At 66.8% G+C, this 15,473-nt stretch carries 17 protein-coding genes; 12 read left to right on the top strand and 5 right to left on the bottom strand.

Features of this window, described 5'->3' with window-relative positions; all coding sequences use genetic code 11:
• Positions 1–15 precede the first annotated feature (15 nt).
• Both paaK and AC4D2Q_RS02885 read right to left on the bottom strand, forming a co-directional pair.
• The gene (gene paaK / locus AC4D2Q_RS02890; RefSeq protein WP_490944803.1) at positions 16–1,368 is read right to left on the bottom strand and encodes a phenylacetate--CoA ligase PaaK; all 1,353 of its coding nucleotides are present in this window, start codon (positions 1,366–1,368) and stop codon (positions 16–18) included.
• A gap of 41 nt (positions 1,369–1,409) precedes the next feature.
• Positions 1,410–1,889 carry a hotdog fold thioesterase gene (locus tag AC4D2Q_RS02885; RefSeq protein ID WP_490944800.1) on the bottom strand — a complete coding sequence of 160 codons (480 nt, stop codon included), beginning with the start codon at positions 1,887–1,889 and terminating at the stop codon, positions 1,410–1,412.
• A 211-nt stretch (positions 1,890–2,100) separates the two neighbouring features.
• Here AC4D2Q_RS02885 and AC4D2Q_RS02880 point away from each other — a divergent pair, with 211 nt between their 5' ends.
• Positions 2,101–3,030, top strand: coding sequence for a DedA family protein (locus AC4D2Q_RS02880; protein WP_490944798.1), 930 nt, complete (start codon positions 2,101–2,103; stop codon positions 3,028–3,030).
• Here AC4D2Q_RS02880 and AC4D2Q_RS02875 read toward each other — a convergent pair.
• The 3 genes from AC4D2Q_RS02875 to AC4D2Q_RS02865 all read right to left on the bottom strand — a co-directional run bounded on the left by AC4D2Q_RS02875 (position 3,027) and on the right by AC4D2Q_RS02865 (position 6,294).
• The gene (locus AC4D2Q_RS02875) at positions 3,027–5,201 is read right to left on the bottom strand and encodes a S9 family peptidase (RefSeq protein ID WP_490944795.1); all 2,175 of its coding nucleotides are present in this window, start codon (positions 5,199–5,201) and stop codon (positions 3,027–3,029) included. The genes AC4D2Q_RS02880 and AC4D2Q_RS02875 overlap by 4 nt on opposite strands.
• Positions 5,202–5,339: 138 nt before the next feature.
• Positions 5,340–5,930 (bottom strand): hypothetical protein, encoded by a 591-nt coding sequence (locus tag AC4D2Q_RS02870; protein ID WP_490944793.1) that lies wholly within the window; start codon positions 5,928–5,930, stop codon positions 5,340–5,342.
• Positions 5,917–6,294, bottom strand: a complete 378-nt coding sequence (locus AC4D2Q_RS02865; protein WP_490944791.1) for a PadR family transcriptional regulator — start codon at positions 6,292–6,294, stop codon at positions 5,917–5,919. The genes AC4D2Q_RS02870 and AC4D2Q_RS02865 overlap by 14 nt, the downstream gene beginning before the upstream one ends.
• A gap of 154 nt (positions 6,295–6,448) precedes the next feature.
• Between AC4D2Q_RS02865 and paaA the strand changes: the two genes are divergently transcribed.
• The 11 genes from paaA to AC4D2Q_RS02810 all read left to right on the top strand — a co-directional run bounded on the left by paaA (position 6,449) and on the right by AC4D2Q_RS02810 (position 15,426).
• Positions 6,449–7,438, top strand: coding sequence for a 1,2-phenylacetyl-CoA epoxidase subunit PaaA (gene paaA, locus AC4D2Q_RS02860; RefSeq protein WP_490944789.1), 990 nt, complete (start codon positions 6,449–6,451; stop codon positions 7,436–7,438).
• Between the two features lie 3 nt (positions 7,439–7,441).
• The gene (gene paaB / locus AC4D2Q_RS02855) at positions 7,442–7,819 is read left to right on the top strand and encodes a 1,2-phenylacetyl-CoA epoxidase subunit PaaB (RefSeq protein WP_490944787.1); all 378 of its coding nucleotides are present in this window, start codon (positions 7,442–7,444) and stop codon (positions 7,817–7,819) included.
• On the top strand, positions 7,816–8,640 hold the full coding sequence (paaC, locus tag AC4D2Q_RS02850; RefSeq protein ID WP_490944785.1) for a 1,2-phenylacetyl-CoA epoxidase subunit PaaC: 825 nt from the start codon (positions 7,816–7,818) through the stop codon (positions 8,638–8,640). The genes paaB and paaC overlap by 4 nt, the downstream gene beginning before the upstream one ends.
• 6 nt (positions 8,641–8,646) lie before the next feature.
• Positions 8,647–9,183, top strand: a complete 537-nt coding sequence (paaD, locus tag AC4D2Q_RS02845) for a 1,2-phenylacetyl-CoA epoxidase subunit PaaD (RefSeq protein ID WP_490944783.1) — start codon at positions 8,647–8,649, stop codon at positions 9,181–9,183.
• A 3-nt stretch (positions 9,184–9,186) separates the two neighbouring features.
• Positions 9,187–10,398, top strand: coding sequence for a 1,2-phenylacetyl-CoA epoxidase subunit PaaE (gene paaE / locus AC4D2Q_RS02840; RefSeq protein WP_490944781.1), 1,212 nt, complete (start codon positions 9,187–9,189; stop codon positions 10,396–10,398).
• 22 nt (positions 10,399–10,420) lie between these two features.
• Complete coding sequence (locus tag AC4D2Q_RS02835; RefSeq protein ID WP_490944779.1) at positions 10,421–11,188, top strand: enoyl-CoA hydratase/isomerase family protein; 768 nt, start codon at positions 10,421–10,423, stop codon at positions 11,186–11,188.
• 403 nt (positions 11,189–11,591) lie between these two features.
• The gene (locus AC4D2Q_RS02830) at positions 11,592–12,260 is read left to right on the top strand and encodes a hypothetical protein (protein WP_490944777.1); all 669 of its coding nucleotides are present in this window, start codon (positions 11,592–11,594) and stop codon (positions 12,258–12,260) included.
• A 69-nt stretch (positions 12,261–12,329) separates the two neighbouring features.
• Complete coding sequence (locus AC4D2Q_RS02825) at positions 12,330–13,004, top strand: copper resistance CopC family protein (RefSeq protein WP_490944775.1); 675 nt, start codon at positions 12,330–12,332, stop codon at positions 13,002–13,004.
• A gap of 136 nt (positions 13,005–13,140) precedes the next feature.
• Positions 13,141–13,740 carry a copper chaperone PCu(A)C gene (locus AC4D2Q_RS02820; RefSeq protein ID WP_490944771.1) on the top strand — a complete coding sequence of 200 codons (600 nt, stop codon included), beginning with the start codon at positions 13,141–13,143 and terminating at the stop codon, positions 13,738–13,740.
• Positions 13,737–15,044 carry a Dyp-type peroxidase gene (locus AC4D2Q_RS02815; RefSeq protein WP_490944768.1) on the top strand — a complete coding sequence of 436 codons (1,308 nt, stop codon included), beginning with the start codon at positions 13,737–13,739 and terminating at the stop codon, positions 15,042–15,044. Before AC4D2Q_RS02820 ends, AC4D2Q_RS02815 begins: the two co-directional genes overlap by 4 nt.
• 130 nt (positions 15,045–15,174) lie before the next feature.
• The gene (locus tag AC4D2Q_RS02810; protein WP_490945697.1) at positions 15,175–15,426 is read left to right on the top strand and encodes a DUF6480 family protein; all 252 of its coding nucleotides are present in this window, start codon (positions 15,175–15,177) and stop codon (positions 15,424–15,426) included.
• The last annotated feature ends 47 nt before the right edge of the window (positions 15,427–15,473 follow it).

Genomic DNA, 15,473 nt, shown 5'->3' with positions numbered 1-15,473 from the left:
CGGGCCTGCCGGGGATTAACCGGGCAGCAGGCCGGACTCTTTTGACCGCAGGTCATAAATGCGGCGCAGCTTTCCGCTGGAACGGGCCAAGGTGCCCGGCTCGGCCACCTGGACGATGCAGGAAGAGCCCACATGGATCTTGATCTGTGCCTTCAGCTCCGCGGCGGCGGAACGGCAGTCATCAGCGGAGGAGTCTTCCCGGCGCTCGATCTTGACTGTGAGCTCGTCCATGCGGTCCGGGCGGGTGATTTCCAGCTGAAAGTGCGGGCTCAGGGCGGGGATGCGCAGGGCAATTTCTTCGATCTGGCTGGGGAACAGGTTCACGCCGCGCAGGATGATCATGTCATCGCTGCGTCCGGTGATCCGGCCCATCCGCCGCATACCCGGGCGTGCGGTGCCGGGCAGCAGCCGGGTGAGGTCGTGGGTTCGGTAGCGGATGATCGGCAGGGCCTCTTTGGTCAGCGAGGTGAAGACAAGTTCCCCGGGTTCGCCGTCGCCGAGCACTTTGGTGTCATCGAAGGGATCGATGATTTCCGGGCGGAAGTGGTCCTCCCAGATGTGCGTGCCGTCCTTGGATTCCACGCATTCGCCGGCCACGCCCGGCCCCATCACTTCGGAGAGGCCGTAGATGTCGCAGGCGTCCAGGCCCATGGACAGCTCCAGTTCGTGGCGCATTTCCTCGGTCCACGGCTCGGCTCCCAGGACGGCGTTCTTCAGTGAAGTGGAGCGCGGATCGATGCCGGCGGCGCGCATGGCGTCGGCAATGGTGAGCAGGTATGTGGGGGTGCACAGGATGGTGTCCGGCTGGAAGTCGGTGATCAGCTGGATCTGCCGTTCGGTCTGTCCGCCGGACATTGGAATGACGGTACAGCCGAGTTTCTCGGCGCCGGCGTGGGCGCCCAGACCGCCGGTGAACAGGCCGTAGCCGTAGGCATTGTGGACCTTGTAGCCGGGCTTTACTCCGGAGGCACGCAGCGACCGCGCGACCAGCGTGCTCCAGCGGTCCAGATCGCCCGCGGTGTAGCCGACGACGGTGGGCCGGCCGGTGGTTCCGGAGGAGGCATGGATCCGTGCCACCTGGTCCTGCGGGACGGCAAACATGCCGAACGGATAGGTTTGGCGCAGGTCTTCCTTGGTGGTGTACGGGAACTTGGCGAGGTCCGCGAGTTCCCGGAGGTCCTCGGGGTGGACGCCGGCGTCGTCGAACTTCTGCGTGTACAGCGGGACGCGCTCGTAGGCGTACTTGACCGTGTGCTGCAGCCTGGTCAGCTGAAGGGCTTCGATCTGGTCGCGGCTCATCCGCTCTTCGGGATCAAGGCTGGCGGGATCTGCTGCGGTGGACTTCAGGAGCGACGGGGAGGAAATCATGGAGGGGCCTTTGCGTTGGAGCGTCTCTGCGGTGAAGCGGATCAGCTGCGGGGACGGCGGGCGGGATTGGGAATGGAGCGTGAACGGCCGCGGAACTCAGCCACTACCCGGGTAGCGCCGTCAGGGGTGCAGGCTGTGACTTCGACGTCATATACGCCGCTTCGGCCGGAGGAGGCACGGTGCGCGGCCACGGCCCGCAGGGTTTCGCCGGGCAGCGCGGAGGAGATGAAGGTGACGTCCGCACCGGATGCAACGGTGATCAGCTCCGCCTCTGCGAGCTCGGCCGTGGAGGGGTTGCAGGCCAGGGCAAAGGCCGTGTCCGCAAACGCGAAGACCATGCCGCCCTGGGCCATGCTGAAGCCGTTGAGCATCTCGGGGCGCAGCACCATGCGGCAGCTGGCCTCCCCGGGAGCGAGATGCTCCACCGTGATTCCGAGCCAGCGGGCAACGGAATCATGTTTCAGAATCGGATGGATCACGCCGTTTTCCTGCGTTGGGGCGGTGACACCGGTGTCAGCCATGGGGCCCTCTCGTTTTAGTTACCGAATGTTCATTAGGTAATCCTGCGAGGGGCGGCGCTGTCAAGCACGGAGGAGTTGTGTGTCACATCCGCCCGGACCGGTTTATGCGGCGGGAGGACACGGCCCCCCGCAGTGGCGTACTTTGAGGAGGTGGATGCGTGTGAGGCTGCGGCCGATTTCTGGACAACGGCTCTGATGCTCCGGGATCCCAGTGCTTCCTGACTGGCTGGATCCGCAGGTTTTCCTGGCGGATCCGGCATTGGGACCCTGGGTGGTGCTGGTGGTGTGCGCCATTGTCTTTGCCGAGACCGGCCTGCTGGTGGGGTTCTTCCTGCCCGGTGATTCTTTGCTGTTCACCGCCGGACTGCTGGTGGCTACCGGCACCGTGCATATAAATATCTGGGTGCTCGGGCTTTTGATTTCCCTTGCTGCCTTTATGGGCGACCAGTTGGGTTACTGGATTGGGCGCAAAGCCGGTCCGGCAGTTTTCTCCCGCCCCGATTCAAGGGTGTTCCGGCAGGAGAATGTGGCCCGTGCCGAGCAGTTCTTTGCCCGGCACGGCGGCAAAGCGGTTACGCTGGCCCGGTTTGTGGGGGTGGTGCGCACCTTCACTCCGGTGGTGGCCGGCATCGGGCGGATGCCCTACCGCGTCTACATGGCGTTCGATGCCTTCGGCGCTTTGCTTTGGGGCGTGGGGGTCACAGTGCTCGGCTACGTGCTGGGCAACCGCTTCCCGTTCATCCGCGACCATCTGGATCTGCTGGTCCTGGCGGTGGTCCTGCTGACCGTGGTGCCGGTTGGGCTGGGTCTGCTGCGCCAGCGGCGCAGGGCGAGCGCGGCGGCCAAGGGCGGAACGCGGGCCGGCGGCAGCGCGACAGCCGGCAACGCCGGGGACAACAGCGACGGCGGAGCCGGGAACCCGGGGAGCTCCGGGACTGCGGGGCAGGCTGCGGAGGCCGGTCCAGTGGATCCGAACCCGGCGGACGAAACCAGTGCTGCGGAAACTTCAGCCGAGAAGCCGCCGCCGGCCGCCGCAGCGGAAGAGACCGATCCTCCCGCGGCCCGGCGTGCCTTTGCCCGCCGGGCCGCTTCCCCGAAGCGGGGAAGCGGCCGTACGGCCGCCGAGCAGGCCGGCCGCTAGTTGCTTCCGGTTTCCGGGGCGATCGGCTCCACCGCGCCGAGGGCGTCCAGCACAAACGCGTAGTCCCAGGCGCGGTCCTTCCACGCCTCGTACCGGCCGGAGGCGCCGCCGTGGCCGCCGTCCATCTCGATCTTCATCACGATCGGCTCGGATCCGGTGGTCACTTCGCGCAGCTTGGCCACCCATTTGGCCGGCTCCACGTACAGCACCCGGGTGTCATTGAAGGACGTCACGGCGGCAATGCGCGGGTAATCCACGGCCCGGATGTTCTCGTACGGGGAGTATTCCTTCATGTACCGGTAGACCTCCGGATCGGTGATCGGGTTGCCCCATTCCTCCCACTCCAGTGCCGAAAGCGGCAGCTCCGGATCCAGGATGCTGGTCAGGGCGTCCACAAAGGGAACCTGCGCCACGATCGCCTTGTACTTCTCCGGGGCCAGGTTCGCCACGGCGCCCATCAGCAGTCCGCCGGCCGAGCCGCCCATGGCCGCAATCCGGGACGGATCCACCCAGCCGGAGGACGCCATGTAGTCCGTGGCAGCCACGAAGTCGGTGAAGGTGTTCTTCTTGTTCAGTTTCTTTCCCTGGTCATACCAGGTGCGTCCCATTTCGCCGCCGCCGCGGATGTGCGCCACGACGAAGATGACTCCGCGGTCCAGCAGGGACAGCCGGGCCACGCTGAAGGCCGGGTCCATGCTGATTTCGTAGCTGCCGTACGCGTAGACCAGGGCCGGATTGGTGCCGTCCTGCTTGACCTCCGCCCGGCGCAGCACGGACAGCGGAATCCGCGCGCCGTCGGCCGCCGTAGCCCACGCCCGCTCCGCCACGTACTCGGCCGGGTTGTAACCGCCCTTGACCGGGGTCTCCTTGCGCAGCTCCAGTTCACCGGTGGCCAGCACGTAGTCATAGACGCGCGGCGGGGTCAGGTAGGAGGTGTAGCTGAGCCGGATGATCGGGGAATCGTATTCGGCGTTGGCCAGGTTGGCCGTGTACAGCTCCTCGTCGAAGGCCGGCTCCACGGGGTCTCCCTGCACTTCCGTGCCCAGGCCCTCCAGGGGCAGGACCTGCACGCGCTCGGTGGTGTCCTTGCGGACCGACACGATGACGTGCGTTTTGGTGACAGCCGCACCGTTGACGCGGACGGCGTCGTCGTGCGCCACCACGGTGTTCCAGTGCTGCTCGGCCACCGGATGCGCAAACTCGGTCTCCGCCACGAGGGAGAGCATGGAGTTCAGGGCGTCCTTGTTGTGCGTGATCAGGTAATGGCGCTCTCCGGCGATGGTGACGGGCTCGGCTTCGTAGAGAATGCGTTCGCTGCGCGGAATCAGGGTGCGGACCTCGCCGGCGGGATCCTCGAAGTCCAGGACCCGGTACTCGGAGTATTCGGAGTTGCTGATGCCGATCAGCAGCTGCCTGCGGTCCGCGGAGAGGTCAAAGCCGGTCCACATGGCGACGTCGTCCTCCTGGTAAATGACGACGTCGTCCTCCACCGGCGTCCCGAGGGTGTGCGCCTTGATCTGGTACGGGCGCCAGGAGTCGTCCACAACGGTGTAGAAGACCCGGGTGCCGTCGGGGGAGAAGGCCAGGGAGTAGAACACGTTGGTCACGGTGTCCGGGAGCAGCTCGCCGGTGCGCAGGTCCTTGATCCGCAGCGTGAAGCGCTCGTCACCCGCATTGTCCTCGGAGTAGGCCAGCAGGTTGCCGTCCTCGGTCACTGCCAGACCGCCCAGGGAGAAGAACGGCTTGCCTTCGGCTTCGGCGTTGCCGTCAATCAGGATCTGCTCGCCCGGAACCGGAACGCCGGGTGTCACGACGGGCGGAGTCCAGTCCGCGTCCAGGTCCCCGGTGTCCTGGGCGGCGGTGCGGCAGTGAATGGCATACTGCTGGCCCTCTTCGGTGCGGGAGTAGTACCACCAGCCCTTCTTGCGGGCGGGCACCGACAGATCGGTTTCCTCGGTGCGGTTCTTGATCTCGTCGAAGATTTCCTGCCGCAGCTTTTCCTGGTGGGCCGTGACCTCTTCCATGTAGGCGTTTTCCGCCTTGAGGTGGGCCACGACGTCGGGGTTTTCCTTCTCCCGCAGCCACTCATAGTCGTCAACGAAGGTATCTCCGTGGTGGACGCGTTCGGTGGGAACCTTTTGAGCAACGGGAGGTGTGGCAGAAGTAGTCATGTCCCGAATATATCGACACCGTCCGGGCGGGCGAAGAACCCCGCACTGTTTATGCTCGGGGCTTACCGGGGGCCGGCACTGTGTGTGGTGTTGTGTTGCGGTTGCGCCCGGCGCTGTGGTGGGGCCGGGTGGCGGGAATCAGACCTGCAGCAGCAGCCCGGCTGTCAGCGCGGCGGCGGCCAAAAACAGCAACCAGTTGCCGAGCACCGTGAGCAGGGTGGTACCGAAAGGCTGCTCCGCCTGCCAGGCGGGCGGATCCAGGATGGGATCTGCGGCAGCGCCCTTGCGGAACTGCCCCCAGAGCGAGGTGGACATCAGGAGCAGCCCGCCGATGAGGGCGGTTGGCACTGCCGGGAGGCTGAAAAGCACCAGGTCTGCGGCCAATACCGCTGTCCCCGCGAGCACCACGAGCACCGCCCCGGCTCCGAGGATGCGCTGCCGGAGCGAGGTCCGGGCCGCCAGGCGCCGCAGCAGCGGAGCACAGGCAGCCAGGGCAAGTCCGGCGGCAACCAGCAGGAAGCCCGGCAGGGTCACCTGAACGCGGGAGTCCGTGGAGCTGACGGCCGCGGCCACCGCGAAGAAACCGAGCAGGCCCAGACAGGTGGGTACCAGCAGTGCGGCCAGCGCCGTCCTGGATACCCTGCGGCGGGACGGATCGGGCTTCGGAGCGGAGCCGGGCGGACCGCCGGGAACCTCTACAGCAGTATTTGGGCCATCATGGGCTGTCATGGAGGCTTCCCCCGGAGATGTGTTCATTGTGTCCTTCATTGTCCAGGAAGGTCCCAACCGTACCGGCGAACCGTGTCCACAGTTCGCTCTGTCCGGCCAGTTCCTGCCGCCCTGCCGTGGTGAGGGAGAAGTACTTCCGCCCGGGACCGCCGTCACCGGGCTGCCAGGAGACGGTGACCCAGCCGGCGGACTCGAGGCGGGTCAGCAGCGGATACAGGGTTCCGCCCCGAACCGCACCAAAGCCCTGCCGTTCGAGCCGGGAGGCGATCGCGTAACCATAGGCGGCACCGCCGTCGAGCGCCTTCAGCACACACAGGCTGAGCGCCGCCCGCATCCAGTCGCTGGGCCAGGAGAAATTCTGCACGCTGAGATATTTTCACGAACTAGTAAGCCTGTCTATGTAGCGACCGCCCGCCGCCTTGACGTGCCCTCTGTCACACCTATATTCTGACCGAACGGTCGGTAATTATTCCTGCGCCCCAGGCATCCGACTCCTTCCGCACAGTGAGGTGGCAAAAATGTCGTTGCATACCGACGCTTTCCCCGGCACACAGGCCGAGGACACCGTCCCGGACCCCGGGCCAGAGGCATACTTTGAGCAGCTGCTGGCCGAAGACTCGCGGATTGAACCGAGGGACTGGATGCCCGAGGCCTACCGCAAGACCCTGGTCCGGCAGATCTCCCAGCACGCGCATTCCGAAATCATCGGCATGCAGCCCGAAGCCAACTGGATTACCCGCGCGCCCTCCCTCAAGCGCAAGGCCATCCTCATGGCCAAGGTGCAGGACGAGGCGGGACACGGCCTCTATCTGTACTCCGCAGCGGAAACACTGGGAACCCCGCGCGAAAAGATGACGGAAGACCTGATTGCCGGCAAGGCCCGGTACTCGAGCATTTTCAACTACCCCACCCTCAGCTGGGCGGACATGGGAGCGATCGGCTGGCTGGTGGACGGCGCCGCCATCTGCAACCAGGTTCCGCTCTGCCGTGCCTCCTACGGCCCCTATGGCCGGGCCATGGTGCGCGTGTGCAAGGAAGAGTCCTTCCATCAGCGGCAGGGATTCGAGATCCTCCTGGAACTGGCGAACGGCACCCAGGCGCAGCGGGACATGGCGCAGGACGCCATCAACCGCTGGTACGCCCCGTCGCTGATGATGTTCGGCCCGCCGGATGATGATTCGCCCAACTCCAAGCAGTCCATGGCCTGGAACATCAAGCGCTTCTCCAACGATGAACTGCGCTCCCGCTTTGTGGGCATGATCGTGGAGCAGGTCAAGGTCCTGGGCCTGACCCTGCCGGATGACTCCATCCGCTACAACGAGGACACCAACCAGTGGGAGCACGCGCCGCTGGACTGGAACGAGTTCAAGGAAGTCCTCGCCGGACGCGGGCCCTGCAACGCGCAGCGCCTGGCCCGCCGCCGCGAGGCACACGAAGACGGCGCCTGGGTGCGCGAAGCAGCAGCCGCATATGCGGCGAAACAGGCACAAAAGACGAAGGTGGCTTGAGTTATGGTTTCCGGTTCCACAACGGGCGACGACGGCGCCAAGCCGGTGGGTACGCAGACTTCCGCTGAGCCGGGGACGGCTGCCGAGGCTGCTGCGCTGAGCGCGGCCTGGCCGCTGTGGGAGGTGTTTGTCCGCTCCTCGCGCGGACTGTCCCACGTCCATGCCGGTTCGCTGCACGCTCCGGACGCGGACATGGCCGTCCGCAACGCCCGCGATCTCTACACCCGGCGCAACGAGGGCGTCTCGCTCTGGGTGGTGCCGGCGTCGGCCATTATCGCCTCCGACCCCGATTCCAAGGGGCAGTTCTTTGAGTCCCCGCAGGGCAAGGACTACCGGCACGCCACGTACTACACCAAGTCCGAAGGAGTGAAGCACCTGTGAGCTCGGACAGCGCCACGCGCATCACCCCAGGCAACGCCCTGCGGCCGGAGGATATCTCCGCGGCGGGCATCAAGGCTCCCGCCGACGTCGCTGAATACGCCCTGCGCCTTGGCGATGATTCCCTGATCCTGGCCCAGCGGCTGGGCTGGTGGATTTCCCGCGCCCCCGAACTGGAAGAGGACGTGGCACTGGGCAACATCGGGCTGGACCTGCTCGGACACGCCCGGTCCTTCCTGACCTACGCGGGGTCGGCTTCCGATAGAACCGAAGATGACCTGGCCTACTGGCGCCGCGAGGGTGAATTCCGCTCCGCACACCTGTTTGAACAGCCCAACGGCGACTTCGGCCGGACCATCGCGCGCCAGCTGGCGGCGTCCTTCTACCTCTACGAGCTCTACACCGCGCTGATGTCCTCCACCGATCCGACCCTGGCCGCGATTGCCGCCAAGGCCGTCAAGGAGGTCGACTACCACCGCGACCACAGCGCCCAGTGGATCCTGCGCCTGGCCGGCGGCACTGAGGAATCCCGGCGCCGCATCACGCGTGCGCTGGAACTGACGTGGCCGTACGTCGGCGAACTGTTCGAGGACGACGATCTGGTTGTGTCCCTGGCCGGAACCGGAGCGGCAGTGCTGCCGTCTTCGCTCCGCGCCGGGTTCGACGCCGGTGTGGGGGCAGTTTGCACCGAAGCCGAGCTTGAGGTTCCCTCGGTTCCGGCGGCTCCCGGCGGCGGACGCCGCGGAAAGCACAGCGAACATCTGGGGTATCTGCTGGCCGAGATGCAGGTCCTGGCCCGGGAGCATCCCGGCGCCAGCTGGTAGGCAGCCATGACTGATGTTGAGGACGCCGTAACAGCCGGCACCGAAACGCTCCGGCCGGCCGATCCCGCGGCTGCCCGAGCCTGGGACATTGCCGCCACGGTCTGCGACCCCGAGATTCCGGTGCTGACGATCGAGGACCTGGGTGTGCTCCGTGCGGTTGAACCGACCGGACCCGGCGCCGTCACCGTCACCATTACGCCCACCTACTCCGGCTGCCCGGCCATGGACGCCATCCGCCAGGACGTCACCGCTGCCCTCAACGCCGCCGGCTATGAACAGGTGCGCGTGAACCTGGTCCTCGCCCCGGCTTGGACCACGGACTGGATGAGCGAGGACGGCAAAGCCAAACTCAACAGCTACGGCATCGCCCCGCCCACCGGCAGGGCCGCCGCGGGACCGGTTCGGCTGGGCCTGAGCGTCAAATGCCCGCAGTGTTCCTCCCTCAACACCCGCGAACTGACCCGTTTCGGCTCCACCTCCTGCAAGGCGCTCTACGTCTGCCAGGACTGCAGCGAACCCTTCGACTACTTCAAGGTGCTCTAACCCATGACAACCTCCGTTCCTGCACCGGCGCCGTCCGCAGTGTCCGCGCCCTCCGCAGCGGAAGCCGCCCCGCCGTCGCCGGGCTCCGTGCCGTCCCGCCGAACCTCCTTCCACCCCCTCACCGTGGCCGCAGTGCGGCGGCTGACCGAGGACGCCATTGAGGTGACCTTCGCGGTGCCCGAGGCCCTGGCCGGGTCTTTCGACTACCTGCCCGGACAGTATGTTGCGCTGCGCACCACCCTGGACGGCTCCGAGGTCCGCCGCAGCTACTCCATCTGTGCAGAGCCGCAGCCCGGGGAGATCCGGGTGGCCATCAAACGGGACCTGGGCGGCAGGTTCTCCACCTGGGCCAACGAATCCCTCAAAGCCGGCGACGTGCTGGATGTGATGAGCCCGGCCGGCGGCTTCATTTCCAAGCATCCGCTGAACGGGCTGAACCACCCGCAGGACCTGGACGTCACCGGCGAGAACGTCTTCGCAGCGGTGGCGGCAGGTTCCGGGATCACCCCGGTCATCGCCATTGCCCGCACGATTCTGGCTGCGTCGGAGACCACTCGCTTTGACCTGGTCTACGCGAACAAGGCGGCTATGGACGTCATGTTCCTGGAGGAGCTGGCGGACCTGAAGGACCGGTATCCGGCCCGGTTTGCCCTGCATCATGTGCTCTCCCGCGAGCAGCGGATCTCGCCCCTGCTCTCCGGACGGATCGACGCCGAGAAGCTTTCCGCGCTGATCGACTCGGTGCTGCCGACGCAGCAGGTGGACGAGTGGTTCCTCTGCGGCCCCTTTGAACTGGTGCAGATGTGCCGCGACACCCTGGCCGAACGCGGCGTGGACGCGGAGAAGATCCGTTTCGAATTGTTCACCACCGGCCAGCCCGGCAAGCCGGAGGGAGCGGCGGGACGTCCCGTCGCCGTCGAACCCGGCGGCGACAACTACTCCATCACCTTCCGCTTGGACGGGCTGCAGGGCAAAGTGGCCAGCCCCACGCACGCCCGCGAATCCATCCTCAATGCCGCCCTGCGCGTGCGCCCCGATGTCCCGTTTGCCTGCGCCGGCGGCGTCTGCGGCACCTGCCGGGCCAAGCTGGTCGCCGGCACCGTGGAGATGGAGGAGAACTACGCGCTGGAACCGGACGAACTGGAAAAGGGCTACGTTCTGACCTGCCAGAGCCGTCCCACCAGCCCCGACGTCACCGTCGACTACGACGCCTAGTTTTCGAAGGAACGGAGCACCCGTGATTGACCTGAGCATCAACGGCGGCATCGCCGAAATTGTCCTGAACGCGCCGAAGAAGCTCAATGCCCTGGACGAGGAGGCGCTGGCGGAGCTTTCACAGGCGTACGACGACGCCGAAGCCGCCGGGGTGCGTGCCCTCCTGCTGCGGGGTGAAGGCCGGGCGTTCTGCGCCGGGCGGGACATTTCCGCCGTCGACCCCGCCAACGACGACGCCTACGCCTATCTGGGCGGCCTCGTGACGCCGCTGCTGAAGAAAATGGCAGCCTTCCCGGCGCCCACCTTCGCCGCCGCCCAGGGTGCCTGCCTCGGCGTCGGACTCGGACTGCTGGTGGCGACCGACGTCGTGTACGTGGCAGACGATGCCAAAATCGGGTCACCGTTCGCGAACCTGGGTGCAACCCTGGATTCCGGCGGACACTGGCTGTTCACCGAACGCCTCGGCGCCCACCGGACGCTGGACCTTATCTATACGGCGGATCTGATGAGCGGCACCGAAGCCGTAGCGGCCGGCTTGTTCAGCCGTTCGTTCCCGGCCGACGAACTGCAGGAGCGCACCCGCGGGATTGTGGAACGGGTGGCCAGCGGCGCAACCGGAGCGTTCCGGGCGTCAAAGTCACTGGTGGCGCAGATCCGGGATTCCCGGGTGGGGCTGTGGACCGCGATGGAGGCTGAGAACACCGCTCAGGGCGACCTCTGCCGTACCAAGGACTATGCCGAAGGATTTTCGGCGTTCATTGATAAGCGCAAGCCCGTCTTTCAGGGGTAGCGGCTGTCGCGTGGTCGCGTGGTCGCGTGGTCTCCCCGGGCCGCAGGCTTCTTCACCCCGCTGCCGCGACCAACGTCATCACCCGGCAGCGGCTGCAGCTCGGTGGGTTGCCGGACCCGGCACAGCTGCACCCTCAGTGGCGCCGCGTCCATCCTTCGTGCAGATAACGGGACTACGGAAAATCTCTCGTGCAGAAGACGGGCCTAAAAGGGCTTAAACGCGGATTATGGGCCCGTGAGGTGCACGAAGGATTTTGGGCGGCGGGTTTTGGGCCCGTCATGTGCACGAAGGATCCGCCCGAACGCACCGCAGCGTATTCGACAACCTGTAGAAATCCGGGGACAATATCAGCAGCCGGACGGAGCACCCGCCCACCCGGTTCGAACCGTCTCCGGGAGGGAACATGAGCACGCGCACCGCACGCCTGGTGCGCGGCTGGGCCGCAGCGTTGTCGGCCACGGCCGTTGCCGCAGCCTCCCACGTTCTTGCCGGCGGCGTCATTCCCCATCCGTCCATCGTGCTGTTCTGCCTTGCGCTGTCCGCCATGGTCTCCTGTGCCCTGGCCGGCAAATCCCTGTCGGTGCCAAGGATTGCCGGAGCAGTGCTGGCCAGCCAGGGAATTTTCCACCTGCTCTTTACCGTCGGCGGGGCGGGAACGGTCTCCGGAACTGCCGGAACTTCCGCCGCCGGCCTGGCCAGTGCGGGCCACGCAGGCCATGCAGCCCATGCGGATCCGGCCGCGCTGGCCGCGCAGTTCGCTGACACCGGCGCCGGTACGGCCATCACCATGGGGGCCGCCGGGCATGCCTCAGCGGCGATGTGGCTCGGACACCTTCTGGCTGCCGCGGCAACCGTGATGCTTCTGCGCAACGGCGAGGCCGCCCTGCTGCGGATCCTGGCTGCCATGCGGCTGACCATCACCGCCATCCTCCCGCTGATCCTTCCGCTGCCGCTGGGCCCGCGGATCCCCAAGCTTTCCACTCTGATTCCTGCTGATCCGCTGCCGAACCTCGGTGTTCCGCTGCTGGTAATGAGGCACCGGGGCCCGCCGGCCGCTGCTGTGTCCTTCTAGGCCCGCACCCTCCGGTGCTGAGCCTTTCTTCCAGCAGCCGCCGGTCATGAGCCGGCGCAGAAAGCAGCCATGCCTCAGCTCTCCTCTTCCATCATTTCCGGCCGGATTCCCTTCGGCTACCACTCCCGCACACCTGCACGACAGCCGCTGGCAGTCCGGATCCTTCTGCTCGGCGCCTTGATGCTTGCCGGGCTCGCGGCAGCACTTTCCACCGCCCCGGCAGCACTGGCCCACGACGAACTGGTGAGCAGCACCCCGGCAGCCGGTGAACGCTTTGAAACCTCGCCTTCCGAGCTGGAGCTGGTCTTCAGCAGCGCCCTGATGGACCTGGGCAACCAGATCATTGTGCTCGACGCCGACGGCCGGAACTGGGCGGAAGCCGCCCCGGTGCTGACCCGGACAAACCTGGTGCAGCCGCTGCCCGCCGACATGCCGGAGGGTGAGTACTCCGTCCGCTGGCGTGCCGTCTCCTCCGACGGACACCCGATCACGGGCCAGTTCGAATACCTGGTGGGTGCCAACGCCGTAGCCGGCTCGGCTGCCACCGCCGCTCCGGCCGAGAACGGCGCCGAGGACTCACCCGTAGAAAGCACGGACGGCGCAGAGAACCCGAAGAGCAGCGAGACGTCCGACGACGGCGGGAACACTCCGTGGCTTACCATCGTCATCGCCGGTGCGGCAGGCCTGGCCGTCTATGCGGTGTACGCGGTTCTCTCGCGCCGCAAGCGCAGCCGCACCGAATAACCCGACGCACCGGATAGCCGGACGCACCGGACCGGGCCAATCGCCCGGCTTCCTCCACCCCCACATCTCACGGCGCACCACCTTGCCCGGCTCCGGAGCGAGCCGGCCCGCGCCCATGCCCTTCAGGAGCTTCACCATGCCCTTTTTCAACTCCTCTGCCTCTCCCGCAGCCACAGAATCCACCACCGCTTCCAAGGGCCGCAAAGCCCTGGGCATCCTCTCCGCTGCCGCCCTCGGGGCGCTGCTGCTGGGCGGCTGCTCCGGCGAGTCATCTGCAGAGTCCACGCAGCCCCCGGCGGCCTCAGCCGCCGGAACCACCGCCGAAAGCGCTCCGGCAACCGAATCCCCGCTGAGCATCAGTGAGCCTTGGATCAAAGCCGCCGAGACCGGAATGACCGGCGCCTTTGGCGTCCTGGCCAACAACGGCGCGGAGGACATCCAGGTCATCGGAGCTTCTTCGCCGGCAGCAGCGTCCGTTGAACTGCACGAAACAGCAGCGGGCGCGGACGGACAATTTGCCATGGCCGAAACCGCGGACGGATTCACTGTGCCGGCCGGCGGTGAATTCGTGCTGGAACCGGGCGCAAACCACCTGATGCTGATGGGGCTCACCGGCCCGGTCCTGCCCGGTGACGAGGTTTCCTTCACCCTGGAACTTGCCGACGGAACCACCGTTGACTTCACCGCCACCGCCAAAGACTTCTCCGGGGCCAACGAGAGCTACCACGGCAAATGAGCGGGGACCGGGCCCCGGACGCCGGGGACCGTAACCGGGACATGAGCCCGCACAGCGGTTCCGGCACCGCCGCTGCCCGCCGCGGCGTAAACCGCCGGCACCTGTTGTTTGGCGGCGCCGCAGCGGGACTCGGCGCGCTGGCCGGTGCCGGCTTTGGCGGTGGTTCCGGTTCCGGAACGGAGGCATCGGGGGATCAGACAGCAGCTGCGGCGGTCGGAGTTGGAAGCGCCGTTGTGCCCTTTTACGGGCCGCGGCAGGCGGGCATCGAGACTCCGGCACAGGCCCACGCAGTTTTCCTGGCACTGGACCTGATGCCGAACCTGACCCGGCAACGTCTGGCGGCGCTGCTGCGCCTGCTGTCCGACGACGCCGCAGCCCTCACCTCGGGGCGTGCGGCACTCGCGGACACCGAGCCTGAGTTGGCGCTGAACCCTGCCCGGCTGACCGTGACGTTCGGTTTCGGCCCGGCACTGGTGGCGCTGGCCGCCCCTGATGCGGCGCCGGCATGGCTGCGCCCGCTGCCCGCCTTCGGGATCGACCGCCTGCAGCCGGCCTTTTCCGGCGGAGATTTGTTGCTGCAGCTGTGCGCGGATGACCCGCTGACCCTGGCGCACGCGCGGCGGATGCTGCTCAAGGATGCCCGTGCCTTCGCCGCGGTGCGCTGGGTCCAGTCCGGCTTCCTGCACGCCTCCGGAACAAAGGAAGCTGACGCCACGCCGCGCAACCTGTTCGGGCAGCTGGACGGCACCGGCAACCCCCGGAAAACCGCGGAGCGTGAACGGGTGGTCTGGGGCAGCCCGGAAATTGCGCCGTGGCTGGAGAACGGGACATCGATGGTCGTTCGGCGCATCGCCATGAACCTTGACGCCTGGGATGAGCTGGACCGCCGGGGCCGTGAGGAATCCGTGGGGCGCACGCTGGCCACCGGAGCTCCGCTGACCGGCACCGCGGAGCACGATGAACCGGACTTTGCGGCCCGCACCAGCCTCGGATTCCCGGTTATTGCGCAGTCCTCCCACCTGCGCCGTGCCCGGCCCGATGACGAGCGGCAGCGGATTTTCCGCCGCCCGTACAACTACGACGATCCGCCCGCCGCCGGAAGCGCGTCCGGCGGGGTGTCCAACTCCGGACAGATCTTCGTGTCCTACCAGGCCGACGTCGACCGGCAGTTTGTGCCGATCCAGCAGCGGCTGGACCAGATGGACATCCTGAACGAGTGGACCACGCCGGTGGGCTCTGCGGTGTTTGCCGTGCCGCCGGGCGCTGCGGACGGCGGGTTTGTGGGGGAGGCGCTCTTCAGCTGAGAATCCATCGGTCCGGCCGGGTTGTCCCCGGGACCCGGAGGAGACTAGGTTGGAAGTTAATGATCAGCATGCTGATGTTTTTCCGGAACGCTTCGGAGGCATAGGCAGTGACGGAGAGATGGAGGCACAGATGACGGACAGCTACGATCCGAACAATGACCCGGCCAATCCCGACAAGCCCAAGGATGCCGGCAAGAAGCTGAGTGACGCCAACCATGAGGGCGGCGGCAACAATGTTTCCAGCACGGTGAAGGGCGAACACGCCAATCCCGATCCCGAGGCGGGAAACATCACCGGGCTGGAGCCCGGCGGGGGAGTTCCCCCGGGAGAGACCCCTCCCGCCGAGGACCAGATGAGCATGGACCAGGGGCACGACGAATAAAGCCCCTGCACACAGTTGCGGCCCGTCACCGGAATTCCCGGCGGCGG

It is taken from the genome of Arthrobacter sp. TJ-178 (genome assembly GCF_058269275.1).
This window is presented reverse-complemented; position numbering and strand designations above follow the sequence as displayed.